The organism is Pseudomonas sp. 8Z, from assembly GCF_902506535.1.
Taxonomy (GTDB): domain Bacteria; phylum Pseudomonadota; class Gammaproteobacteria; order Pseudomonadales; family Pseudomonadaceae; genus Aquipseudomonas.
In genome coordinates, this window is record NZ_LR733825.1 from 726,613 (window position 1) to 750,946 (window position 24,334).

Below are 24,334 nucleotides of genomic sequence, written 5' to 3' on the forward strand. Positions count from 1 at the left end.
GCTCGCGCCTATGGATGCGGCGGGTTTCATAGCGGATTTTCCAGCGAAGCATCGCTGCGCACGCCACGCCAACGATTGACGCGGTGCCGCAAGCGATCGAAATAGAGGTAGATCACCGGGGTGGTGTAGAGGGTCAGCAGTTGGCTGAGCAGCAGGCCACCAACGATGGTCACGCCCAGCGGTTGGCGCATTTCCGAGCCCTCGGCGCTGCCCAGCATCAACGGCAGCGCGCCGAGAATCGCCGCCAGCGTGGTCATCAGGATCGGCCTGAAGCGCAACAGGCAGGCCTGGCGAATCGACTCCTGCGGGCTCAGGCGCTCACCGCGTTCAAGCTGCAACGCCAGGTCGACCATCAGGATGGCGTTCTTCTTGACGATGCCGATAAGCAAGAACAGCCCCAACAGCGAAATCAGACTGAACTCCATGCCCACCAGCTCCAGCGCCAATAAGGCGCCAACTCCCGCCGAAGGCAACGTGGAAAGGATGGTCAGCGGATGCACGTAACTTTCATAGAGCACACCCAGAACGATATAGACCACCACCAGCGCCAGCAGAATCATCAGCGGCTGGTTGTCCTGGGTCTGCTGGAAGGCAGCGCTAGTCCCCCCCATCATGCCTTGCACCTGCGTGGGCAGATTGAGCCTGGCTACCGCGCGGTCGATAGCCAGGCTGGCTTGATCCAGGCTAACGTCTTCGGCCAGGGAGAAGCCGATGCTCTCAGCGGCAAACTGGCCCTGGTGCTGCACGCGATCCTCTTCCAGGCTGCGCTCCCAGTGAGCGAAGGTCGACAGCGGTACGCGCGCACCGTCGGCGGTGACCACCTGGATCTGATTGAGCGCCTCGGGGTACTGGGCGTACTGCGGGTTGATCTCCATGACCACGTTGTACTGGTTGAGCGCCTCATAGATGGTCGACACCTGGCGCTGGCTGAAGGCGTTATTGAGCACGGCGGTGATCATGCTCATGTCCACGCCGAGACGCTGTGCGGTTTCACGGTTAACCACCAGCCGAATCTGCTGGGCGCCTTCATTTTCCTTGGCGTCGATATCGGTCAGCTCGGGCAACGCGCGCAGAGCCTCGCGCACACGGGGCAGCCATTGGCGCAAGGCGTCGAGATCATCGGAAAGCAGCAGGTACTCGTTCTCCGAACTGCGCCCTTCGCGCCCGCCGAACTGCAGATCCTGGTCAGGCATAAGGAACATGCGCCCACCCGGCACCTTGGGCACTTCCTTGCGCAGGCGGTTGATCACCTCCTGGGCCGATAGCTCACGTTCGGCGATGGGCTTGAGGCGTACGATCATGAAGGCGTTGTTGATACCGCTGGAACCTCCGATGAAGCCCGCCACGCTTTGCACCATGGGGTCGGCCAGTACGGCCTTGCGGAAGGCTTCCATCTTCGGCTGCATGACCTGGAACGACAGGCCGTCATCGCCCCGAATAAAACCGATCAACTGGCCGGTGTCCTGCTGCGGCATGAAGGTCTTGGGTACGCTGACGAACAAATAGACGTTCAGCGCAATGGTCGCCAGCAGGCTCAGCAGCATCAGCAGCGAATGGCGCAGCGCCCAATCCAGCGTGCGACCGTAAAAACTCAGCACGCGTTCCTGCACGCGCTCGCCCCAACGCTGCCAGGCATTGCTGCCTGCTTCATCCTCGGCACGTAGCCAGCGCGCGCAGAGCATCGGTGTCAGCGTCAGCGACACCAGCAGGGAAATCACGATCGATACCGCCAGCGTCAGCGAGAACTCGCGGAACAGCCGCTCGACGATGCCGCCCATGAACAGGATGGAGACGAATACCGCCACCAGCGACAGGTTCATCGACAACAACGTGAAGCCCACTTCGCGGGTGCCCTTGAACGCTGCCGCCATCGGTGTTTCGCCGTTGTGGATGTGACGGGCGATGTTCTCCAGCACCACGATGGCGTCATCGACCACCAGACCGGTGGCGATGATCAACGCCATCAGCGACAGGTTGTTCAACGAAAAGTCCAGCAGGTACATGGCGGCAAAGCTGCCGATCAGCGACACCGGCACAGCCAGCGCCGGGATCAACGCCGCACGCCAGCGCCCGAGGAAGGCCAGCACCACCAGGATCACCAAGGCCACGGCAATCAGCAGCGTCTGCTCGGCCTCGTGCAGAGTGGCGCGAATCACCGGCGAGCGATCCATTGCCACCTCCAGCTCGACGCTGGCCGGGATCACTTCACGCAAGGCCGGCAACTCGGCACGGATGTCATCGATGGTCTGCAGGATATTCGCCCCGCTCTGGCGGTTGATCACCAGCAGCACCGACTCCTTGTCGTTGTAGAAACCGCTGTTGTAGCGATCCTCCACACCGTCAGTGACGGTAGCCACATCGCCCAGGCGCACGGCGGCACCATCCTGGTAGCGAATGATCATCGGCACATAGTCAGCGGCCTTGGCCAGTTGATCGCTGGCCTGCACCTGCCAATGGCGCTGAGCATCCTCGACCGCACCCTTGGGCCGCAGCGCATTGCTCTGGGTGATGGCTTCGCGCACATCGTCCAGAGCGATGCCGTAGTGGTCGAGCAGGCGCGGTTCCAGCGCTACTCGCACCGCAGGTAGCGAGCTGCCACCGACCTGCACTTCGCCCACGCCACCGACCTGGGCCAGCTTCTGCGCCAGGATGGTCGAAGCCACGTCGTACAGTTGGCCCTTGTTCAGCGTCGGGCTGGTCAGCGACAGCACCATGATCGGCGCCTGCGACGGGTTGATCTTGCGGTAGCTGGGCATGCTTCGCATGCCGCTGGGCAGAAGATCGCGCGCCGCATTGATCGCCGCCTGCACCTCACGCGCGGCGGTGTTGATGTCCTTATCCAGATCGAACTGAATCATGATCCGCGTGCTGCCCTGGCTGCTGCGGCTGTTCATCTGGCTGACGCCGGAAATGGCGCCGAGCGAACGCTCCAGCGGCGTGGCCACAGTGGCCGCCATGATCTGCGGACTGGCGCCGGGCAAGCTGGCCTGCACGGTGATGGTGGGAAAGTCCATCTGCGGCAACGGCGCCACCGGCAACAGGCCGAAGCTGACCCCACCGAGGAGCATGATCGCCAGGCTCAACAGCAGCGTTGCCACCGGTCGGCGGATAAAGGGCGCGGACAGGTTCATGCGCGCTTTGCCTCAAGGCTTCGCCCACCCTGTAGGAGCGGCTGGGCGGCATTCCGCTTCAGCCGCGATACCCCTGCAGCGACCTGTTCGCGACTGAAGCCGCTCCTACGACGGGGGGTCATACCGCGACTCCGGCGGCACTGCGCCCGCTGATACGGCGCGACAGGCGATCGAAGTACAGGTAAATCACCGGCGTGGTGAACAGCGTCAGCACCTGGCTGACCAGCAGGCCGCCAACCATCACCAGCCCCAACGGCTGGCGCAGCTCGGCACCGGAGCCAGAGGCGAGCATCAAGGGTACGGCGCCGAACAGCGCGGCCAGGGTGGTCATCAGGATCGGTCGAAAACGCAGCAGCGCCGCCTGGTAGATCGCCGCCTCGGGCGTCATACCCTGATTGCGCTCAGCCTCCAGGGCGAAGTCGATCATCATGATGGCGTTTTTCTTGACGATGCCGATGAGCAGGATGATGCCGATAATGGCGATCAGGCCCAGATCATTGCCAGTCAGCAGCAGCGCCAGCAAGGCGCCGACACCCGCCGAAGGCAGCGTGGAGAGGATGGTCACCGGGTGGATGTAGCTCTCGTAAAGCACGCCGAGCACGATGTACATGGTGACGATGGCTGCCAGAATCAGTAGCAGCGTGGACGACAACGAGGCGCGAAACGCCTCGGCAGCGCCCTGGAACTCGCTGCTGATAGCAGCGGGCAGGCCGATATCCTGCTGCACCTGTTCGATCACCGCCACCGCCTCGCCCAGCGACACACCGGGCGCCAGGTTGAACGACAGGGTTACCGCCGGGAACTGACCGATATGGTTGACCAAGAGGCTGGCCGGGCGCTCATCGATACGCGCCAGCGAAGATAGCTGTACCTGCTGACCATCAGCGGTAGCGACATGGATCTGGCGCAGCGCCGCTGGGCCGATGCGCCCACCGTCGCGACTCTCCAGCACCACACGGTACTGGCTGGACTGGGTGTAGATGGTGCTGATCTGGCGTTGGCCGAAGGCGTCATAGAGCGCGTCATCGATATCGCCGACGTTGATGCCCAGGCGTGCAGCGGCATCACGGTCGATGTTCAGGTACACCTGCAGACCACGGTTTTGCAGATCGCTGGCCACATCGGTGAGCTGCGGCTGCTGGCGCAGCGCCTCGACCAGGCGTGGCGTCCAGGTGTCCAGCAAAGCGCCATCTGGCGACTCCAGGCTGAACTGGAACTGGGTGCGGCTGATGCGATCCTCGATGGTCAAATCCTGCACCGGCTGCATGAACAGCTCGATACCCGGCACCTTGGCCAATTCGGGACGCAGGCGCTCGATCACTTCACTGGCGGTGACGTCACGCTCGGCATGGGGCTTGAGGTTGATCAGCAGGCGCCCGCTGTTGAGCGTCGGGTTGTCACCATCGACGCCGATGTAGGAAGACAGGCTGGCCACTGCCGGATCACGCAGGATCACCTCGCTCAGACGCTGCTGCCGCTCGCTCATGGCGCTGAAGGAAATCGACTGCGGCGCCTCGGAAATACCCTGGATCACCCCAGTGTCCTGCACCGGGAAGAAGCCCTTGGGCACGGCCAGGTACAGCACCACGGTCAGCCCCATGGTGGCCACGGCCACCAGCAGCGTCAGCGGTTGATGCCTGAGCACCCACTGCAGGCCAACGCCGTAGCGCTCGATCATGCCGTCGATGAAGCGCCCGGCCGCCTGATGAAAACGCCCCTCCTCATCGGGCCGTTCGACCTTGAGCAGGCGCGCGCACATCATCGGCGTCAGGCTCAGCGACACCACCAGGGAAATCAGGATGGCCACCGCCAGGGTGATGGCGAACTCGCGGAACAATCGCCCGACCACATCGGCCATGAACAGCAGCGGAATCAGCACGGCGATCAGTGACAGGGTCAGCGACACCAGGGTGAAGCCGATCTGCTTGGCGCCCTTGAGCGCGGCATTGAGCGGCGTCTCGCCCTCCTCCAGGTGACGGGCGATGTTCTCCAACATGACGATGGCATCGTCGACCACGAAGCCGGTGGCAATGGTCAGCGCCATCAGCGTCAGGTTGTTGATGGTAAAACCGGCCAGGTACATCACGGCGAAGGTGCCGATCAGCGACAACGGCACCACGATCGACGGAATCAGCGTGGCCGACAATTTACGCAGGAACAGGAACGTCACCATCACCACCAGGACGATGGCCAGCAACAGCTCGTGCTGCACGTCGCGCACGGCAGCGCGGATGGTCTGGGTGCGGTCGGTGAGCACCTGCACCTCGATGCTGGCGGGCAAGGTGCTGGTCAGTTGCGGAAGCAGCGTTTGAATGCGGTCGACCACCTCGATGACGTTGGCCCCCGGCTGACGCTGCACATTGATCAGCACCGCCTGGTTGCGGTCGGCCCAGGCCGCCAGACGCTCGTTCTCGGCGCCATCCTCGATCTGCGCGACGTCCTTCAGGCGCAGCGCCGCGCCGTTCTGGTAGGTGAGGATCAAGTCGCGGTATTCGTCCACCGACTTGAGCTGGTCATTGGCATCGAGTTGCGAAACACGGGTCGGGCCGTCGAAGTTGCCCTTGGGTTGGTTGACGTTGCTGCTGGTGATCAGGCTGCGTACGTCGGCCAGGCTCAGGTCGTAGGCGGCCAGCGCCTCTGGGTTGACGCGTATCCGCACCGCCGGACGCTGCCCGCCAGCCAGGGTGACCAGACCAACGCCACTGGTTTGCGCGAGTTTTTGCGCCAGGCGGGTATCGACCAGGTCGTTGACCTCGGGCAGCGGCAAGGCCTTGGACGTCACCGCCAGGGTCAGCACCGGCGTATCGGCCGGGTTGACCTTGTTGTAGACCGGTGGTGCCGGCAAATCATTGGGCAGCAGATTGCTCGCGGCATTGATCGCCGCTTGTACTTCCTGCTCGGCTACCGCAAGGGAAACATCCAGATTGAAGCGCAAGGTGATGACCGAAGCGCCGCCAGAGCTGGTAGAGGACATCTGCTTGAGCCCGGCCATCTGGCCGAACTGACGTTCCAGCGGTGCGGTCACGGCGCTGGTCATCACATCCGGGCTGGCACCGGGATAGAGCGTCAGCACGCGGATGGTGGGGTAATCCACCTCCGGCAACGCCGATACCGGCAGCAGGCGATAGGCGATCAAGCCGCCGAGAAAAATCGCCACCATCAACAGCGTGGTCGCGACCGGTCTCAGGATAAAGGGGCGGGAGATATTCATGCGTCGTTGCGCAGCGGACGGTGCTGAGCATTAGTGTTCGCGTCGGACGGCGCCGAGCTGTCTTCGTCAGCCGGTAAGGTGCTGCGCTCGATCACCTGCACCTTGCCGCCGTCGCGCAAGCGGTCTGTGCCCTCCAGCACCACCCGTTCACCCGGCTCGACGCCACTGCCGACCAGACTACGCTCGGCATCGCTGGCGACAATGCTCAGCGGCCTGATGCTCACGGTGTTCTGGGTATCGACCACGTAGACGAACGTGCCCTGATTGCCGAACTGCACCGCAGCCGACGGCACGATGGTCGCGTCTGCCCGGTTATCCACGCGCAGGCGCACGTTGACGAACTGGTTGGGGAAGAGCATCTGCTCGGCGTTGTCGAAGCGCGCCTTGAGTCTCACCGTGCCGGTGGTGGTGTCGATCTGGTTGTCCAGGCTTTCCAGCGTACCGGTGGCCAGCTTGAGGATTTCCCCACGGTCCCAGGCCTCTACGGCCAGGCTGGCGCCCGTACGGCGGCGTTGCAACACCGCAGGCAGGTCGCCTTCGGCAATGGTGAAAATCACCGAAATCGGATCGGCCTGGGTAATCACCACCAGCGGCGTGGTATCGCCGCTGCTGACCAGGTTACCGACATCCAACTGACGCAAGCCAAGCCGCCCGGCGATAGGTGCGCGAATCTGGGTGAAATCGAGATTCAGCTTGGCCGTGGCGACATCGGCCTGGTTGCGCTGCAGACTGCCACGGTACTGATTGACCAGCGCCTGCTGGGTATCGAGGGTTTGCTTGGCGATGCTGTCCTGGGCGTATAGCCCTTTGTAACGGGCCAGATCCAGCTCGGCATTCTGCAACTGCGCCTGGTTTTCCTGCAGCGCGCCCTGAGCCTGCTGCAAGGCCACTTGATACGGGCGTGGGTCGATTACCGCGAGCAAATCACCGGCCTTGACCTGCTGCCCCTCTTGGAACAACACCTTGACCAACTCGCCATCGACCCGCGAGCGCACGTTGACCGTGTTGTAAGCCGTCACCGTACCCAACGCCTTGAGCGTGATGGCGAAGTCACCCTGCTCCACCGTGGCCAAACGCACCGGCACCGGCCCCATGTCGCCAAAAGGGCCACGCCCCATCTGCTGCGACGTCGCTGCGCTCGGCCAGAACCACCAGAGCAACAACGCCAGCACGGCGAGCAAGACAAGGCCAATCAGCCACTGACGGGGAAGGCTGCGCGAAAATGAAGAAGAACGGATATCGGGCATGGTCACAGGGTCGATACAGGCGGAAGTCGCAACGATAAGCACAGCGCCAAGGCAAGCAAAGCCTATTTACCCGCTTTTTACGCAGCGCTTACGTTACTAACTGTTTGAGGTACAAACGAAAACGGCCTGCAAGGCAGGCCGTTTCCGAGGTTTGGCGAGGCTTACTTCAGGGCAGCCAGAGCGGGCGCGTAATCCGGCTCGTTGGCGATCTCAGCCACCAGTTCGCTGTGCAGCACGTTGTCTTGCTCATCGAGCACCACCACAGCACGCGCGGCCAGGCCGGTCAGCGGGCCGCTGGCGATGGCCACACCGTAGTCCTTGAGGAACTCGGCACCACGCAGGGTGGACAGGTTAACTACGCTGTCCAGGCCTTCGGCACCGCAGAAGCGCGCCTGAGCGAACGGCAGGTCGGCAGAGATGCACAGCACGACAGTGTTGGCCAGTTGGCTGGCTTCAGCATTGAACTTGCGCACGGAAGTGGCGCAGGTCGGAGTGTCCACGCTCGGGAAGATGTTCAACACCTTGCGCTTGCCCGCCAGGCTAGCCAGGGTGACATCGCTCAGGTCGCCGCCAACCAGGCTGAACGCCGGGGCTTGTTGGCCTGCCTGCGGCAGTTGGCCTTCGACTTGAACGGGGTTGCCTTTGAGGGTGACTTGCGCCATGGAGACTTTTCCTTTTGCTGGAGGGGTGTTGAAGGGCCGTGCTGCATGGCCGTCTTGCGGCGGACAATAGCAGGTCACGACCCGGTAGTCGCGCCAGCCTAGCGCAGAAGCGCGACCGATACACCGTAGGCCGTGTAGGGATTTAGAAATCGCGCCTGTAGAACAGATCCAGCGAGCTGGCCAAACCGCTGGCGGCCTCCAGGTAGAGCTTGCGCGTCAGCGCGTAGCGCAGCGCGATGGTATTGGCCGGCTCGAATACGCCCACGCCATAGCGCAAGCTGAGGCGGTCGGTGATGTTGCCGCTGGCCACCACGCTGGTGCTGGCGCCGCTGCCCTCGGTGTCGAGCTGAAAATCCTGAATGCCGAGGTTGCTGGCCAGGCTGGAGGTCAGCGATGAGCTTCCGGCCAGGCCCAGCGCCAACGCAGCTTGCCCCAGCATATTGTTGTCGCCGCTGCTCTGCCCCATGGGCCGCCCCAGCACCAGGTAGGACAGCGCCTGCTCCTGGCCCATGGCGGGTTCGGAAAAGATCGTGGTACTGGGCTGCTCGGCATTACCGGCAAGGCGCAAACCGGCCACGACGTTGTCGACCCGGCGAATAGCCTCGACATCGAGGAACGGCTGATCGATTGGCCCGGCAAACAACAGACGCGCGCGACGAATGTTCAGGCGTTGGCCGTAGGCACGGTAACGGCCATTGACCAGCTCCAGCTCGCCGCGCGTATCGAGGTCATCGGCGATATGCACACGCCCACGTAGATCGGCATTGAGACCGAAGCCGTTGAAAGTCAGTTTGTCCTGGCCGACCTCGACATCCACATCCATGGCGATACCCAACGCAGGCTCAGCGCTGCTCGGCGCCTGGCCAAGTACCTGAGCATCGCTGGAAACCCTGACCGTCGAGGCTGGCAGCTCGCGTACGCGAATGTCACCACGTGGAACGCCGACCTTGCCGCTGACGGCCAGATGCTGTTGGCGCAACTGCAGGCGCAAATCCGGCTCCACCTCCATTTTCGCGTAGGGCTCCACGGTCAGAGGCAAGCGCTGGCCGTGCAGCGCCAGATCAGCACTCACGCCATCTTGCCAGCTCACGTCGCCCTGCACATTGCCACGCCCAGCCTCGCCACTGCGCCAGGTGCCATCGAGCTGCATACGCTCACCGGCAATCAGCGCCTGCACTTGTAGATCCTCCAGGCTGACCGGCAACTCGCTGCCGGACATCTCGCCATTTTCCAGGCGCAGTTGACCATTGATCTGCGGTGCCAGCAGGTGCCCGCCAAGCTTGCCGCTGCCCAATAAGCGGCCTTGCAGGCGCTCGGCCATGGGCACGAAGGGGCGCAACACGGCCAGATCGAAACCGCTGAGATGAAACTCGCCCGTCAGCGATTTGCTCGCCGGACGTGGATCGATACGGGCATCGAGCGCCAGCTCACCGAGGCTCGCGCTGCGCAGATTTAGCCGGGTATCGACATGCTGAGGTTGCAGCAGCGCCTCAAGGCTCAGCGCCTCGTAGGGGAAGTCCAGCCACTCGTCGCGCTCCACCTGACGAATCCGCAAGGTGCCGACTCCGGCGTCGAGGCGAATGCGCCCGTTCGGGCCGCTGTCGGGCAATTCAACCTTGAGTTGGCCATTGAGCTGCCCTTGCCAGGCAAAATCCTCCGGCAGCCACGGCTGCAGGCTGGCCAGCGGGAAGTTCCCCAGCGTCCAGTCCAGACTCGGCTGCGGCGCCAGGCGCTGCTCGCCACCACACAGGCTGGCGACACCGGCGCGCCAGCAATGCGCGCCCAGGGTCAGGCGCCCGCTAGCCAGGCGTTCCAGGCTGGCCGACTGTTGCAGTTGCCAGTCCTGCCCGCCGCTGCGCAGCCACCCGCTGGCGATACGTCCGCGCCAGGCGCCCTGCTCGCTCAAGCTGCCGTCGGCAGCCAGTTGCAGATGCATGCGCGGCCCTTGCAGGTCGAGTTGCAGAGACTGGCGCTGTAGATCGCCCTGCCCCTGGCCCTCAAGACGCCCGAGCAAGGTGTCACCCAGGCGGATGCCGCGCAGGTTGAAGGCCACTTGCGCGTGCTGGCGAGCATCCAAGTTGGCCTGTAGTTGCAGACGGCGCAGGCTGGGATCGCCCAAGGCCAGGCGTTCGCCTGTCAGTTGCACCTGGCCCTGTGGCGCCTGCAGTGTGCCGCCCAGGCTCAATTGCCCCTGCAGTTGCCCTTGCAGGCCCGGCCACACTTGCCCCAGGCGCGGCAAGGCCAGCTCAAGCTGCCCCTGCAGACGCTGATCCACTTCCCCCTGGCCACTGATACGGTTGTCACCCAGGCACAGCAAAAGGCGTTGCAGTTGCCACTGCTGCTCGGCGCCAGCACCTTTGAGCAGCAACTGCGCAGGCTGGCCACGCAGGCGGCCATTCAGGTCAACGTCGGCCTGCGCGCGCAGTTTGCCTGCCGCGAAATGTCCCGAGGTGTTGAGCGGGCCTGCCAGATTGCCCGGCATCTGCGCCAGCCAGTAACCGGGGTCCAGCTCACTCAGTTGCAGCATCGCCGACCAATCGATGCCCTGGGCAAAACCCAGTTTGACCACCCCCTCGGCGCGGCCCTGACCGGCTACGAGCTGCAACTGTGGCAGCGCCACCTGTTGCAGATCGCCGCTAAATGGCGCACTCAGGCTGAAGGCACCGGCCGGGCCCCGCAACTGCGCGGAGAAATTACCCAGGTAATTACCCGCGCTGTAACTCAACTCGGCCTGCGCCTGCTGCAGGCTCACCGGCAACGGCTCGTCCCGCGGATACAGGCGCTGCCAGGGCAAGTCCTGCCAGGCCAGCGTAGCGTCGACGGCAAACGCCTGCTGCCAGTCCAATTTGCCCTGCACCTGCAGATACTGCTGTTCATCGGCCTGGACGCGCAGCGTCTCGATATCCGCGCCCTGTGCGTTGACACGCCCCGTCAACCGCACGCTCATGGGCGCCTGTTCGGCGGGCAAGCTGGCGCTGCCCTCGACCGTGTAACCGGCGGCAAGATCACCCTGAACGCGCAGATCCAGCGCCTGCAGTTGCAACCCAGATGGCAAATCGGCGCTGGCACTGAAAGCCTCGCTGCTCAGGTGCAATTGGGCCGGTAGATGCTCAGCCAGCGCCTGCACCTGACCGACCAGGCTCGCCTTGAGATAGCCGCTACTGTCGGCTCGCACCTTCAGGCTGCGCTGCAGCTCGCCTTCGACCTGCAACGCCAGGGCCCAGGGCTGGCCATCGACAGCGGGTAACTGGGCGCGCCCGCTCAGCGTCAGCGGCCAGCCGGCACTGGGGGCCAGCTCACCGCTGAGTTCCAGGCTGAAGTCATCGCGCTGCGCGGTCAGGCGCTGCAGGTGCACACCACCTTCGTCCCAATTGGCGACCAGGCTTAGATCGCTGAGCGGCGCCTGCCCGGCCAGTCGCAGTTCCGCGAGGCGGATATCCCCCAGTTGCACGCGCAGCGGCAGGGCAATATCCGGCAAATGCACAGCGCCGTTGTCAGCCGACGCGGCAGTCGGCCAATCCACCGAGGCTCGCGCCACATGCAGACGGTCTAGGCACAGGGTCAGGCGCAGCAGGCACAGCGGCGACCAAGCCATGTCCAGATCGTGCAGTTCAAGCCGTATTCCGTCCTGTTGCCAGAGCAGTTCATCGGCCTGCCAGGTGCCGCCCAGGCGCCCGTCGAAACCTTGCACCTGAAGCCCAGGCACGTGCGCCAGCAACCAGCGACTGCCAGCCGCGCTGCCGAGCAATGCTCCAAGCGCCACAGCCAACACCAGCAGCACGGCCAACAGGCCGCCGAGCGAGTATTTCAACCAGCGCTTCACAGCTCCGGCCCCATGGAGAAATGCAGACGAATGCCGCCGTCATCATCCAACGCGTGAGCCAGATCCAGGCGCAGCGGGCCGACGGGCGAGACCCAACGGATGCCGAAGCCGACACCCGTTTTCAGCGTGGGAAATTCCAGCGAATTGAAGGCATTGCCCTGATCGATAAAGGTCGCCAGGCGCCATTTATCGGTGAAGCTGTACTGGTATTCGGCACTGGCAGCGAACAGATAGCGGCCGCCGATCTTGTCGCCACGGTCGTTCTCCGGTGACAGGCTTTGGTAATCGTAGCCACGCACGCTCTGATCACCACCGGCAAAGAAGCGCAGTGACGGTGGCACCGCCGAGAAACCATTGGTTTCGGTGCCGCCGAACTGCACGCGAGCCAGCAAGCGGTGGTTGTCGAATACGGTGGTCAGGCCCTTGAGCATGACGTTGCCGTGCACCACATTGGCATCGGAGAACACGCCATCGGCGGCACCGGCCAGGTCGAACTGCAGGCGATAGCCCTGATTCGGGTCGAGCCGGTTATCGCTGTGTAACAGGGAATAGCTCACCCCCGGCATCAGCAACGTGCTCAGACCGGCATCGTCGCCCAAACGATATTCCTCGCGCTGCGCCTTCACCGACAGCACCCGTTGCCAGCCGCCTGGGCGCTGGCTGTGCCATTCCGGGCCGAAGGTGAGCAGGCGGCTGAGGCTGTCGTTACTGGCCAACTCTTCGTATTGATAGCCACCGGCAATGCGCAGCTTGTCGGTCAACGGTGGATCGCCAGGTATGTCGTACCACAGGCCGACATTCTGCCGTGGCGCCGACAGCTCCATCTCCACGCCATAGCTGTGCCCCTGCGGGTTGCGCCAGTGGCGCGTCCAGCTACCGCGCAAACGCGGCCCAACATCCGTGGAAAAGCCCAGCCCCAGGCCCAAGGTGCGCGGCTCGCGGGCCTGCAAGGCGACGCTGACCGGAATGCGCAACTGCTCGGCTTGGGAGGGCATGGCATCGACCCGCACCGACTCGAAGTAGCCGCTGGACTGCAGCGCCTGGTACAGCTCGGCGATCAGCTCGGAGTCATAGGGCGTGTCGGCCTTGAACGGCACCATGCGCCGCAGCAGCTCGTCATCGAATGGGAAGTCGCCGGTGAACGCGATATCGCCCAGGCGATAACGCGGGCCGCTCTGGTAGACCAACTCGATATCGGCGACACCCGCGGCAGGGTCGATGGAAAGATGCTGGCGGGTGAACTTGCCATCAAAGAAACCATAGCGCGCAGCCTGGTTCTGAATCAGCCGCTTGGCATCTTCATAACGGCCATGGTGCAGCGTGGCGCCCGGTTGCAGGCGCTTGCTGGTCGGTACGCGAAACGCCGCCAGTTCACTGGCCGGGCCTTCGATACGGATGTCGACCTTGCGCAAGCGCACACGCTCACCGGGCTCGACCTCAAGGATCAGCCGAGGTGGCTGGCCGTCTGCAACGCGGCTGCGGATACGCGCCTGGTAATACCCCAGCGCCTGCGCCGCCTGCTGTGCCTCACCCACGACAATGCGGCGAACCCGGCGCAAGGCCTGACGGTCGCGCCCCTGCAGGGTGCCGACATAACTTTCGATATTGGCCTTCAGGGCCGAATTGGCTGGCGTGATCTGTACCTCCAGCCCATCAGCGGCTATGGCTGTGGTGCTGAACAACAGGAGCAACAGAGCACGCCGAACCTGTCCATGGATGCTCATGGCGCGCGATGCTACCACGTTGCAGCGCTGCGCCCGAGCGCACCGCATCAGCCCTTGTCGGCCACCAACGACTGCACATTGGGATGGAAAAGAATGTGTTCCACCACCGGGCCGATAGCCAACTCATCCAGTTCCTCGTATCCCTGGCGCCGATAGAAGTCCAGGTAGCGGGCATTGCCAGTATCGAGCACCACGCCCTGCGAGCCGCCATCCTCGGCGCACCAGGCATGCAACGCGGCATGCAGTTGCTCGCCATGCCGCTGCCCCTGGAACTCAGGGTGAATACCGATCAGCGGCAGCACATGGTAAGGCCCTGGCGGCAGAGCGGTGAGCACCGCATTGTGATAGTCGAGGTAACGCTGGGTGCAGCGCACACCGGTGCTGAACAACATGCCCAGACGCCAGCGCCAACTTTCGGTGATATCCAGGCGCCGTTGTGGCGGCGCGATCAACGCCGCGCCGATCAGACGGTCATTGAGCAGCAGGCCGATCGCCGGCAGTTGCTCGACAAAGTGCTGGTTGACCAATTCGCGCACCGTGGCGCGCACGCGTTGATCGAAGCCGGGGCGCTGCGCCTCGAACAGATAAGCGAAAGTCGGCTCGTGACGGTAGGCCTGATAAAGAAGCGAACGCACCTCCCGGCAATAACCGGCATCAAGCATGCGAACCTCGGCAGCATATTGTTCGGACATGGCTGACCTCTGCGATGGGCTCTTAGCAGGCAACCTAGCAGTGTCGAGGCGCGGCTGCCAGGCGCTGGCCGCAGGCTTCACGGATCGGCTAGCATCGCCTTTTACTTGCAAAGATCGCCTCCGATGAAAATTGTTTCTTTCAACATCAATGGCCTACGCGCCCGACCTCACCAACTGCAGGCGCTGATCGACAAGCATCAGCCGGATGTCATCGGCCTGCAGGAAACCAAAGTGGCCGACGAGCAGTTCCCGGAAAGCGAGATTCGTCAGCTCGGCTACCACGTGCACTATCACGGACAGAAAGGCCACTACGGCGTTGCCCTGCTCTCACGCCAGGAGCCGCTGAGCCTGCACAAAGGGTTTCCCGGTGACGCAGAAGACGCTCAGCGCCGCTTCATCTACGGCACCTTCGCCGACGCCCAGGGCAACCCCGTTACCGTGATGAACGGCTACTTCCCCCAAGGCGAAAGCCGCGACCACCCGCTGAAATTCCCGGCCAAACAGCGTTTCTACGCCGACCTGCAGCAATTGCTGGTCGAGCGTTTCGATCCACAACAGCCACTGATCGTGATGGGCGATATCAATATCAGCCCGCAAGATTGCGACATCGGCATCGGCGAACCCAATCGCCTGCGCTGGCTGAAAACCGGCAAGTGCAGCTTCCTGCCGGAAGAACGCGAGTGGCTGGCGACCCTGAAGAACTGGGGCCTGATCGACAGCTTCCGCCAGCTTCACCCCGAGGTGAATGACCGCTTCAGTTGGTTCGACTACCGCAGCCGTGGTTTCGAGGACGAGCCCAAGCGCGGCCTGCGTATCGACGTGATCCTCGCCAGCCTGGCCCTGCAAGGGCGGCTCAAGCAGGCAGGTATCGATTACGAACTGCGCGGCATGGAAAAACCCTCCGATCATGCACCGATCTGGTTGGAACTGAACTGAGCGGCGAGCGGTAACATCCCTGCAACCTGGCTGACTTAATCTGCGCGACATTGCCAATCTTACAAGGTGTCCGCCGCATGTCGCGCGACCAGTCCAGCCAAGACTACGACCTGTGGAGCCGCACGCTGTCGCTGCTGCTCCTGGGCTTTATCTGCTACGCCCTGCCCCTCTCGGTATTCGCCGCCCTGCCTACTGCGCCGAATGGCGCCCCCGTTCTGCGCATCCAGGGCTCCAACACCATCGGCGCCCAGCTCGGCCCGGCGCTGATCAAAGCGCTCTTCGCCGCACAGGGCCTGCGCGATATTCGCAGCGAAGCAGGCAAGGCCGAGAACGAGCAGCGCATCCTCGCCCGCCAGGCAGATGGTCGCCTGGTGATTGCCGAAGTCGCCGCCCATGGCTCAGGCACTGGATTCGTCGCGTTGAAAAACGGCAGCGCCGATCTGGCCGCCTCGTCACGCCCGATCAAGCCCGCCGAAGCCAGTGAGCTGGCGCCACTGGGCAACATGCATGCTGCGCAATCCGAGCAAGTCATCGCCATCGACGGCCTGGCCGTGATCGTCAACGCTGCCAATCCCATCGGCAGCCTCAACGTCGAGCAACTGGCGCGCCTGTTCGCCGGTGAAATTCACGACTGGAGCGAACTGGGCGGGCGCCCGGGCGCCGTGACACTCTACGCGCGCGATGACAACTCCGGCACCTATGACACGTTCAAGGAGCTGGTGCTTAGCCCAGACGGACACAGCCTGGCGGCCAGCGCCAAGCGCTTCGAGTCCAGCACCGAGCTGTCCGATGAGGTCAGCCGCGACCCGAACGGCATCGGTTTCATCGGCCTGCCCTACATCCGCCAGGCCAAGGCCGTGGCGATAGCCTCGGGTGATTCGCAGCCCATGCTGCCCAGCGCCACACTGATCGCCGCCGAAGACTACCCGCTGGCCCGCCGACTGTTCTTCTATAACCCGGCGCAATCGAGCAACCCCTGGGTACGCGCACTGATCGACTTCACGCACAGCGCCGCCGGGCAGCAGATCGTCGCCGACAACGGTTTCATCGCGCAGACCGTGCAGGCAATCAAGGTCACGCCACAGCCGCAGATGCCGACTGACTACCGGCAACTGGCCGAGCAGGCGCAGCGGCTGTCGGTGAACTTCCGCTTCCAGGAAGGCAGCGCCAGCCTGGACAACAAGGCGCAGCGGGATCTGAGCCGTGTTCTCGACTATCTGCGCAGCCATGACAAGCTGCATGACAAGGTGGTGCTGGTCGGTTTTGGCGATGCCAAGAGCGATCCGGCGCGCGCCGAGTTACTGTCCAAACTGCGCGCCATGGCCGTGCGCCGCGAGCTGGCGCGCCAGGGCGTGGTATTTCGCGATATCACCGGGCTTGGCGAGGAGCTTCCGGTCGCAACCAACAGCGAAGACAGCGGCCGCCTGCGCAATCGCCGCGTCGAGGTCTGGGTCTACTGATAAGCCTCCCGTCCCACCCTGACTTGGCGTACTCTGGCCAGCATGTTGCTGGCTCAGCCCAGTGAGGAGTGGCGATGTCAGAGGTTTGCATAGAGCGCTTAGAGCGTCGGGGCAGCGCCATTTGGCAGGTCAGCCTTGGTCGCCGCACCCTGACCTTTCACGAAGAACTGGCGGCACGAACCTTTGCCGCCCAGTTGCATATGCGCCTCAATCCCCCCCGACAGCCCGGCGAAGACACGCATAAATGACCCGGCCCGCATTTCGCACAAGCTGATTTGCGGGCCTTATCGTGTTACAGCTCAGCGGATGCTCTTCATCATCTCGCGCGGCACATACTTACCGATTTCATACTTGCCGATAGCGGCGCGGTGCACTTCATCCGGGCCGTCAGCCAGGCGCAGAGTACGCTGCATGGCGTACCAGTAAGCCAACGGGAAGTCGTTGGATACGCCCGCTCCACCGTGTATCTGGATGGCACGGTCGATCACTTTCAGCGCGACATTCGGCGCCACGACCTTGATCTGGGCAATCTCGCTGGCGGCAATCTTGTTGCCCACCGTGTCCATCATGTAAGCCGCGTTGAGCGTCAGCAGGCGCGCCTGGTTGATCTCCATGCGCGAATTGGCGATGTGGTCGATATTGCCGCCCAGACGCGCCAACGGCTTGCCGAAGGCGGTGCGCCCTACGGCGCGTTTGCACATCAATTCCAGAGCCCGTTCGGCCATACCAATCGAGCGCATGCAGTGGTGGATACGGCCCGGCCCGAGGCGGCCCTGGGCGATCTCGAAGCCGCGTCCTTCACCCAGCAGCACGTTCTCGTAGGGCACGCGCACGTTCTCGAACAGCACTTCGGCGTGACCATGGGGCGCATCGTCATAGCCGAACACCGGCAGCGGGCGCAGCACGGTGACGCCCGCTGCATCCATCGGCACCAGAATCATCGAGTGCTGCTGGTGGCGTGGCGCATCCGGGTTGGTCAGGCCCATGAAAATCATCACCTTGCAGCGCGGGTCGCAGGCACCGGAGGTCCACCACTTACGCCCATTGATGACCCACTCGTCACCTTCGCGACGGGCGTTGGCCTGCATGTTGGTGGCGTCGGACGACGCCACATCCGGCTCGGTCATGGCAAAGGCAGAGCGAATCTCGCCAGCCAATAGCGGCTCCAGCCATTGTTGCTTCTGTGCCTCGTTGCCGTAGCGCACCAGCACTTCCATGTTGCCGGTGTCCGGCGCGGCGCAGTTGAACGGCTCCGGGCCGATCAGCGAACGCCCCATGATCTCGGCCAGCGGTGCGTATTCGGTGTTGGTCAGGCCGGCGCCGTAGTCGGACTCCGGTAGAAACAGATTCCACAGGCCTTCGGCCTTGGCCTTGTTCTTGAGTTCTTCAATGATCGCAGTCGGCTGCCAGCGATCACCTTCGGCCACTTGCTGCTCGAACACGGCCTCAGCCGGGTAAACATGCGCCTCCATGAATGCAGTGACACGTTCACGCAGTTCTTGAACCTTAGGGGAGTAAGCGAAATTCATAGGCATACCTTCCAGGAGGCGATTTGCAACAAGGGGTGTGGGGATGTGGAAAGGATCCTAGAGCAGCGATTAAGATTTATCGAACCTATTTTCAGCGTGTATGAACATTCATAACCGATATATGATCGACTCATAACAATAGCCCTGGAGCACCTCCGGCATGAACCTGAGCAAGGTGGATCTGAACCTCTTCATCGTCTTCGACGCCATCTACACCGAAGCCAACCTGACCCGTGCCGGGCAGATCGTCGGCATTACCCAGCCCGCCGTATCCAACGCCCTCGCCCGCCTGCGCGAAACCTTCAACGATCCGCTGTTCGTGCGTACGGCCCAAGGCATGGTGCCGACGCCCATGGCGCAGAACATCATCGGCCCGGTGCGCAATGCCCTGCAATTGCTACGCGTGTCCGTGCAGGAAAGCCGCACCTTCAACCCGCAGCAGGCCGGCAAGACCTACCGCATCAGCATGACCGACCTCTCCGAGCAGATTCTCCTGCCACCGCTGTTTCAGCGGCTGCGACGCTTGGCGCCGAGCGTGTGCATCGAGAGTTTTTTGGCCAAACGCCGCGAGACCACCAAAGAACTGGCCGCTGGCCGCCTGGACTTTGCCGTCGACGCACCGCTCAACACCGACCCCCAGGTGCGCCACGTCAAACTGCTCGACGACCGCTACGTCTGCGCCATGCGCCAGGGCCACCCTCTGGCCAAGGAAAAGATCGGCCTGGACGAATACCTGTCGTTGACCCACATCCACATCTCCAGCCGCCGCAGTGGCTTGGGCTATGTAGATCTGGCCTTAGGCAAGATGGGTATTCAGCGCAAGATTGCCCTACGCTCGCAGCACTACCTGATGGCCAGCAGTGTGATGCAGCAGACCGACATGGTGATGACCGTGCCGGAGCGTTTCGCCCGCCGCCATAATCTACACCATGTACACCTGCCGGTCGGTGACGTACCCACACTGGAAACCCACCTCTACTGGCACGAAAGCACTGACCAGGACCCAGCCAACCGCTGGATGCGCGAACAGATGATCGAGCTGGCGCAGCAGGTCATAGCCCAGGAGAAAAAAGCCGAACAGGCCGCAGCGGACTGATCAGGGGACGCCCAGACGCAAGAAGGCCCGCAATGATTGCGGGCCTTCTTGCTTGCAACGGAACGCGATCAGCGAGCGATCTTGCCATCCAGCGAGGCTTTGCCTGCGCCTTCGATCAGCAGTGCCACACTCACGGCCAGCAGCGCCAGGGCAAACTCATAACCGTTGTTGCTCATAAAGAAACCATTGGCCAAGTGCACAGTGAAGATCGCCACCAGCATGGTTACCGCCAGCACCGCCGCAGCCGGGCGGACCAGCAGACCGAGGATCAGCGCCAAACCACCGAAGAACTCGGCACTACCGGCCATCAGCGCCATCAGGTAGCCCGGCGCCAGACCGATGCTCTCCATCCACTGGGCGACGCCCGCCAAACCGTAGCCACCGAACCAACCAAACAGCTTCTGCGAACCATGAGCCGCGAAGGTAATACCAGCGACGATGCGCAAAACAGTGATACCGAAGCCTGCTTGAGTGACGGAAATGCGTTTGATCAGAGCGTTCATTGCGAGAGTTCCTTGTATGTGTTGAGTTGATGGCGCAGAGATTAACCTAATTTTTCGATCCTAAAATCGAAAAATATCGCTAATCTTTATCAAAAAAATAGATGTCTATTTAGCCATCGCTCGCCGCCCCTGCGGCTCTAGCAAGTAACGCTCGCGGTCATAAGCCAGGTAATACTTGTTGACTGCATTGACATAACTCACCACACCCATCCCCATCTGTTCCATGGCCACCCGCTCTACCTGGAAGAACCATTGATTGGGATTAAGGCCGCGCCGACGGGCCTCGGCCCGCATGCTCTGCACCCGTTGCGGGCCCAGATTGTAGGCTGCCAGAACGAAGGCCATACGCTCGCGCTCATTGAGCTGGGCACTGTTGAAAAAGCCACGACGGATCTTGGCCAGGTACTTGCTACTTGCCTGGACGTTGCCATCGACATTCTGAATATTGCCCACCCCGACACTGCGCGCCGCCGCCGGGGTAACCTGCATCAGACCGATAGCGCCACTGGCACCACGTGCGCGAGGGTTGAGCGTGGACTCCTTAAAGGCCAACGCGGCAAGCATCAGCCAATCGAGATCATTTTGCTGGGCATGCTGCTGCAAAACCGCTCGCACCTTCTCCAAACGCTGACGCTCGGTACGCCCGAATGGCGAATGCACTTTGTACAGACGCCGATAAACTCGCCGGAAAGTCGCATCCTGATCGGCTGGCGCGTGGTAGCCGTCGAGGAACTTGTCGATGCTGGCACGCAGCATCGGCGAGTCAGGGCGCACAAACCACTTCATTTCACCGTCGCGTGCGAACACCAGATGACGGTCGACACGCAACTTCGGCATCACCTTGGCCCAACGCTCGGCAATTGGCAGCTCCACCGCGGTGCGTTCGAAAATGCCGGCCTGAACCATTTCCAGCACGTCCTCCACCGCGAGGGTGGGATCAACCCACTCCACGACAATAGGTGGCAGCTTACGCTCAGCCAATTGCTGATTGATTCGCCGCAAGGCATCGCCAACAGCACTGCCAGCGGGCAGAGAAAGGCTGCGCCCGGCTAATTGTTCGAGACTGCGATATTGTCGATTGCCCTGACGTGAGACCAACACCAGGGCGACCTCGCGCCGGATGGCCTTGCTGGAACTAACCGCATGTCCAGTTCGCACGTCGAGCAATTCACCGGGCGCGACCAGATCGCCCTCGCCGCGCTGCAGAGCGCCCAATAACTGATCCTTGGCCTTGGGAATGATCTTCAAGGTCAGGCTACGGCCATCACGGGCATTGCGATTGAGATACTGCTCGAAGGCACGCAGACGGTGATATTCCACACCAATGCTCTGCCCCTTGACCGACCCAGAGCTGTTGCGGCTCTGGTTCACCAGCACGCGTAACTCGCCACTACTGCGGATCACCGGCAAGTCGCGCACAACACTTGGCTGACTACCAACCTCCTGCGGCCCGGCCAAGCGCGCGCTTGCCGAAAACGGCAGCAGCACCAGCAGGCACAGGGTCAGCAGTAGACGCAATATGGATCTCCGGGAGGTCGAACCTGGCAGCAATAAACCGGCTGCCAGGCGCAAGGGGTTGCGGAGATTCGCACAGCTCGCGAACAGGCGCCACCTCATCTATTCGACAGCGTGTTAGGGAAAACGCCAAGCCTTTGTATTTCATGCCTTTTATAGAGAAAGCCGAGCATCTGCTATGCTCGCCGCAGACAACGACCAGGTGGCACCATGCAACTCATCGATATCGGCGTCAATCTCACCCACCCCAGCCTTGCAGCGCATGCCGAAGCCTTGCTCGAACGGGCTCAGGCTGCCGGGGTTTGTCAGTTGGTATTGACGGGCACCAGTGTCGCCGAAAGTGAAGCCAGCTTGGCAATGTGCCGACAATTCGATAGCGAAGGCTCACGCCTGTTTAGCACGGCCGGCGTTCACCCACATGATGCCAGCAGTTGGAATAGTGCCTCGCGCGCGGCCCTCAAAGCCCTGCTGGGCGAGGCGCAAGTACGCGCCGTGGGTGAATGCGGGTTGGACTTCGACCGCGACTTCTCACCCAGGCCACTGCAGGAAAAAGCCCTGGAGGAACAACTGGCACTGGCCGCAGAGCTACGCATGCCGGTTTTCCTTCATGAACGTAGCGCCAGTCAGCGCCTACTGGAAATTCTGCAGGACTTTCGCGCTCACCTGCCAGCCGCCGTCGTACACTGCTTCACCGGTGAACGCCAGGCGCTCTATGCCTACCTCGACCTTGATCTGCATATCGGCATCACCGGCTGGGTCTGCGACGAACGCCGCGGCACTCATCTGCATCCTCTGCTCAAAGACATCCCCGGAAAGCGCCTGATGCTGGAAACCGACTCACCCTTCCTGCTGCCGCGCAGCCTTCGCCCCAAGCCCAAGAACGGACGCAATGAGCCGGCCTTTCTGCCGGAAATTCTCCATGAGGTCGCCAGGCACCGCAGCCAGACACCTGAGCAACTGGCGACGCAGACGACGGCCTGCGCCCGCGCCTTTTTCGGCTTACCTGTTATCAGCGTGACCAACGCACAAGAGTCTTGATTGACGTCAAGACTTCGTCACGCCGCGGCGCTCACAATGCTGGCATATAGCCAATAAAGACCGCACCGAAACGGACGACAACATGCGCGCCTGGATCAGCAATCTCTCCCTCAAATACAAGTTCTGGGCGGTGAATGCCGTCGTGTTCGCCATCACCCTGCTGCTGGTGCTGTTTGCCTTGCACACCGAGCAGTCGGCACGCGCGGCAGATGCTCGCCAAGCGGCCTTGCAACAAGCACGCTTGCTGCAGCAATGGCCTGAGCAGACGCCCCTGCCGAGCCTTGCTGACGTCCAGATTGATGCCGCTAGTACAGGCAAGAGCGCTGGTTGGGCGCCGCTCGAATACGACAACTGGTTCGCCGAGAATCCTGCCATTGGCGTACAGCGCATCACTCTGCGCGATGGCCATGCAGCCTCGGTGCTAGCCCGCGTACCTAGCCTGCTGCAGTTGCTCGCCGAGCATGCAGGGGCCTACGCGATGGCAGTGGCGCTGCTGATGTTGCTGCTGCTAGGCGCATCGCAACTGCTCATCCGCTTTCTGCTCAGCCATCTCAACATGCTCAAGGATGTGATGCTGCAAGCCGAACGCAGCGGCGATCTATCTCTGCGCGTGCCGCTCGACAGCCGTGACGAAGTCGGCCAGATGTCTGCTGCCTTCAACGCCATGCAAGCTGGCTATCAACGTGTAGTGGGTACCGTGGGCAAGGTCGCCGCCGATCTCGATAGCGGCACCAGCAGCCTGGCAAATCGTATGGTTCGTGTGCGCCAGGGCATGCTCGCCCAGCAGAGCGAGACCGATCAGGCCGCCACGGCAATCAACGAGATGTCAGCGACGGTGCAGCATATTGCCGATCATGCCGGCACTACCCGCGATCAGTCGCTCAATGCCGATCACTTGGCCCGCGCCGGGCAAAACGTCGTCGAACGCGTCGAACAGTCCATTGCCGCTTTATCTCAGGGCGTACGTCAGAGTGCCGGCAGCATCGAACGCCTGGCTGAGGACAGCCAGCACATCAGCCGTGTGGTTGGCGTCATCCACGGCATTGCCGAGCAAACCAACCTGCTGGCGCTCAATGCTGCCATCGAGGCCGCGCGTGCGGGCGAAATGGGCCGTGGCTTTGCCGTGGTCGCCGATGAAGTTCGCAATCTGGCCAAACGCGTCCAAGATTCCACCGATGAAATCACGCAGATGATCGGCAATCTCCAGGGCGGCACGCGCGACGCGGTGGAGTTCATGCGCGAAAGCTCGGAAAACGCCAATCACTGCGTGCAACTGGCGCATGAAGCCGGAGAATCACTGGCGGCCATCACTGCTGCGGTAGCCCTGATGCGCGACAGTAATACGCAGATTGCCGTGGCCGCGAACCAGCAGAGCCAGGTCGCCGAAGAAATGAGCCGCTCGGTCGTCGGCATTCGCGATGTCACCGAGCAGACAGTCGGTCAGACGCTGGAATCAGCCGCAACCAGCCAGCAACTGGCTGAACTCGCCGGGCAGCTCAACCAGGCGATTCGTCAGCTCAAGCTTTGACAGCATGAGGCCTGCACGCCTGCGCTAAAAGCCAAAAGGCTATGCCAGCCATAGGCAGGACTCATTCGTCCATTAACACGCAGCGGCCTAGACTCGCTGCATGTTATGGAGGAATGCGACATGCACATAACACACGACAGATACATACCCCGGAGCCAACCAGAGCGCTACGCTTCGCAGGTGTTGGCTGGGCTATTTCTGGTACTCGCTGCAGCCTTGCTACTCACCGGCATAGGGAC

The 24,334-nt window shown here is 62.5% G+C and carries 16 protein-coding genes; 5 read left to right on the forward strand and 11 right to left on the reverse strand.

Features of this window, described 5'->3' with window-relative positions:
* Positions 1 to 26 precede the first annotated feature (26 nt).
* The 7 genes from AERO9A_RS07505 to AERO9A_RS07535 form a co-directional block, all read right to left on the reverse strand.
* Complete coding sequence (locus tag AERO9A_RS07505; protein ID WP_159971278.1) at positions 27 to 3,131, reverse strand: multidrug efflux RND transporter permease subunit; 3,105 nt, start codon at positions 3,129 to 3,131, stop codon at positions 27 to 29.
* Between the two features lie 118 nt (positions 3,132 to 3,249).
* Entirely contained in the window at positions 3,250 to 6,342 is a 3,093-nt protein-coding gene (locus AERO9A_RS07510; RefSeq protein WP_159971279.1) for an MdtB/MuxB family multidrug efflux RND transporter permease subunit, read from the reverse strand.
* Positions 6,339 to 7,589 carry an MdtA/MuxA family multidrug efflux RND transporter periplasmic adaptor subunit gene (locus AERO9A_RS07515; protein WP_159971280.1) on the reverse strand — a complete coding sequence of 417 codons (1,251 nt, stop codon included), beginning with the start codon at positions 7,587 to 7,589 and terminating at the stop codon, positions 6,339 to 6,341. Before AERO9A_RS07515 ends, AERO9A_RS07510 begins: the two co-directional genes overlap by 4 nt.
* Positions 7,590 to 7,750: 161 nt before the next feature.
* Positions 7,751 to 8,251, reverse strand: coding sequence for a thiol peroxidase (gene tpx, locus AERO9A_RS07520; RefSeq protein ID WP_159971281.1), 501 nt, complete (start codon positions 8,249 to 8,251; stop codon positions 7,751 to 7,753).
* A gap of 142 nt (positions 8,252 to 8,393) precedes the next feature.
* A complete protein-coding gene (locus tag AERO9A_RS07525) occupies positions 8,394 to 12,074 on the reverse strand; it encodes a translocation/assembly module TamB domain-containing protein (protein WP_159971282.1) in 3,681 nt (1,226 codons plus the stop codon).
* Positions 12,071 to 13,798 carry an autotransporter assembly complex family protein gene (locus tag AERO9A_RS07530; RefSeq protein WP_159971283.1) on the reverse strand — a complete coding sequence of 576 codons (1,728 nt, stop codon included), beginning with the start codon at positions 13,796 to 13,798 and terminating at the stop codon, positions 12,071 to 12,073. The genes AERO9A_RS07525 and AERO9A_RS07530 overlap by 4 nt, the downstream gene beginning before the upstream one ends.
* A 47-nt stretch (positions 13,799 to 13,845) precedes the next feature.
* Positions 13,846 to 14,490, reverse strand: coding sequence for an N-acetyltransferase (locus AERO9A_RS07535; protein WP_159971284.1), 645 nt, complete (start codon positions 14,488 to 14,490; stop codon positions 13,846 to 13,848).
* A gap of 123 nt (positions 14,491 to 14,613) precedes the next feature.
* Here AERO9A_RS07535 and xthA point away from each other — a divergent pair, with 123 nt between their 5' ends.
* Positions 14,614 to 15,426: an exodeoxyribonuclease III gene (gene xthA, locus AERO9A_RS07540; RefSeq protein WP_159971285.1), complete on the forward strand. Its 813-nt coding sequence runs from the start codon at positions 14,614 to 14,616 to the stop codon at positions 15,424 to 15,426.
* Positions 15,427 to 15,503: 77 nt separating this feature from the next.
* Complete coding sequence (locus tag AERO9A_RS07545; RefSeq protein ID WP_159971286.1) at positions 15,504 to 16,886, forward strand: substrate-binding domain-containing protein; 1,383 nt, start codon at positions 15,504 to 15,506, stop codon at positions 16,884 to 16,886.
* 98 nt (positions 16,887 to 16,984) lie between these two features.
* Here AERO9A_RS07545 and AERO9A_RS07550 read toward each other — a convergent pair whose 3' ends face one another.
* Together AERO9A_RS07550 and AERO9A_RS07555 are read right to left on the reverse strand one after the other, a co-directional pair.
* Entirely contained in the window at positions 16,985 to 17,128 is a 144-nt protein-coding gene (locus AERO9A_RS07550; RefSeq protein WP_159971287.1) for a hypothetical protein, read from the reverse strand.
* Between the two features lie 57 nt (positions 17,129 to 17,185).
* Positions 17,186 to 18,415 (reverse strand): acyl-CoA dehydrogenase, encoded by a 1,230-nt coding sequence (locus AERO9A_RS07555; RefSeq protein WP_159971288.1) that lies wholly within the window; start codon positions 18,413 to 18,415, stop codon positions 17,186 to 17,188.
* 160 nt (positions 18,416 to 18,575) lie between these two features.
* Between AERO9A_RS07555 and AERO9A_RS07560 the strand changes: the two genes are divergently transcribed.
* Entirely contained in the window at positions 18,576 to 19,511 is a 936-nt protein-coding gene (locus AERO9A_RS07560) for a LysR family transcriptional regulator (protein ID WP_159971289.1), read from the forward strand.
* Between the two features lie 68 nt (positions 19,512 to 19,579).
* Here AERO9A_RS07560 and AERO9A_RS07565 read toward each other — a convergent pair whose 3' ends face one another.
* On the reverse strand, positions 19,580 to 20,014 hold the full coding sequence (locus AERO9A_RS07565; protein WP_159971290.1) for a DoxX family protein: 435 nt from the start codon (positions 20,012 to 20,014) through the stop codon (positions 19,580 to 19,582).
* 105 nt (positions 20,015 to 20,119) lie between these two features.
* Positions 20,120 to 21,535: a transglycosylase SLT domain-containing protein gene (locus tag AERO9A_RS07570; protein WP_159971654.1), complete on the reverse strand. Its 1,416-nt coding sequence runs from the start codon at positions 21,533 to 21,535 to the stop codon at positions 20,120 to 20,122.
* Positions 21,536 to 21,739: 204 nt separating this feature from the next.
* On the opposite strand from AERO9A_RS07570, the gene AERO9A_RS07575 reads away from it, so the two are divergent.
* Together AERO9A_RS07575 and AERO9A_RS07580 are read left to right on the forward strand one after the other, a co-directional pair.
* Positions 21,740 to 22,567 carry a TatD family hydrolase gene (locus tag AERO9A_RS07575; RefSeq protein WP_159971291.1) on the forward strand — a complete coding sequence of 276 codons (828 nt, stop codon included), beginning with the start codon at positions 21,740 to 21,742 and terminating at the stop codon, positions 22,565 to 22,567.
* Positions 22,568 to 22,649: 82 nt separating this feature from the next.
* Positions 22,650 to 24,095: a methyl-accepting chemotaxis protein gene (locus tag AERO9A_RS07580; RefSeq protein WP_159971292.1), complete on the forward strand. Its 1,446-nt coding sequence runs from the start codon at positions 22,650 to 22,652 to the stop codon at positions 24,093 to 24,095.
* Positions 24,096 to 24,334 lie beyond the last annotated feature (239 nt).

Coding starts and splice junctions, on each gene's coding strand:
- AERO9A_RS07545 (WP_159971286.1), top strand. CDS start 15,504: ATGTCGCGCGACCAGTCCAGCCAAGACTACGACCTGTGGAGCCGCACG.
- AERO9A_RS07575 (WP_159971291.1), top strand. CDS start 21,740: ATGCAACTCATCGATATCGGCGTCAATCTCACCCACCCCAGCCTTGCA.
- AERO9A_RS07555 (WP_159971288.1), bottom strand. CDS start 18,415: ATGAATTTCGCTTACTCCCCTAAGGTTCAAGAACTGCGTGAACGTGTC.
- AERO9A_RS07560 (WP_159971289.1), top strand. CDS start 18,576: ATGAACCTGAGCAAGGTGGATCTGAACCTCTTCATCGTCTTCGACGCC.
- AERO9A_RS07580 (WP_159971292.1), top strand. CDS start 22,650: ATGCGCGCCTGGATCAGCAATCTCTCCCTCAAATACAAGTTCTGGGCG.
- AERO9A_RS07505 (WP_159971278.1), bottom strand. CDS start 3,131: ATGAACCTGTCCGCGCCCTTTATCCGCCGACCGGTGGCAACGCTGCTG.
- xthA (WP_159971285.1), top strand. CDS start 14,614: ATGAAAATTGTTTCTTTCAACATCAATGGCCTACGCGCCCGACCTCAC.
- AERO9A_RS07515 (WP_159971280.1), bottom strand. CDS start 7,589: ATGCCCGATATCCGTTCTTCTTCATTTTCGCGCAGCCTTCCCCGTCAG.
- AERO9A_RS07510 (WP_159971279.1), bottom strand. CDS start 6,342: ATGAATATCTCCCGCCCCTTTATCCTGAGACCGGTCGCGACCACGCTG.
- AERO9A_RS07550 (WP_159971287.1), bottom strand. CDS start 17,128: ATGCGTGTCTTCGCCGGGCTGTCGGGGGGGATTGAGGCGCATATGCAA.
- AERO9A_RS07530 (WP_159971283.1), bottom strand. CDS start 13,798: ATGAGCATCCATGGACAGGTTCGGCGTGCTCTGTTGCTCCTGTTGTTC.
- tpx (WP_159971281.1), bottom strand. CDS start 8,251: ATGGCGCAAGTCACCCTCAAAGGCAACCCCGTTCAAGTCGAAGGCCAA.
- AERO9A_RS07535 (WP_159971284.1), bottom strand. CDS start 14,490: ATGTCCGAACAATATGCTGCCGAGGTTCGCATGCTTGATGCCGGTTAT.
- AERO9A_RS07565 (WP_159971290.1), bottom strand. CDS start 20,014: ATGAACGCTCTGATCAAACGCATTTCCGTCACTCAAGCAGGCTTCGGT.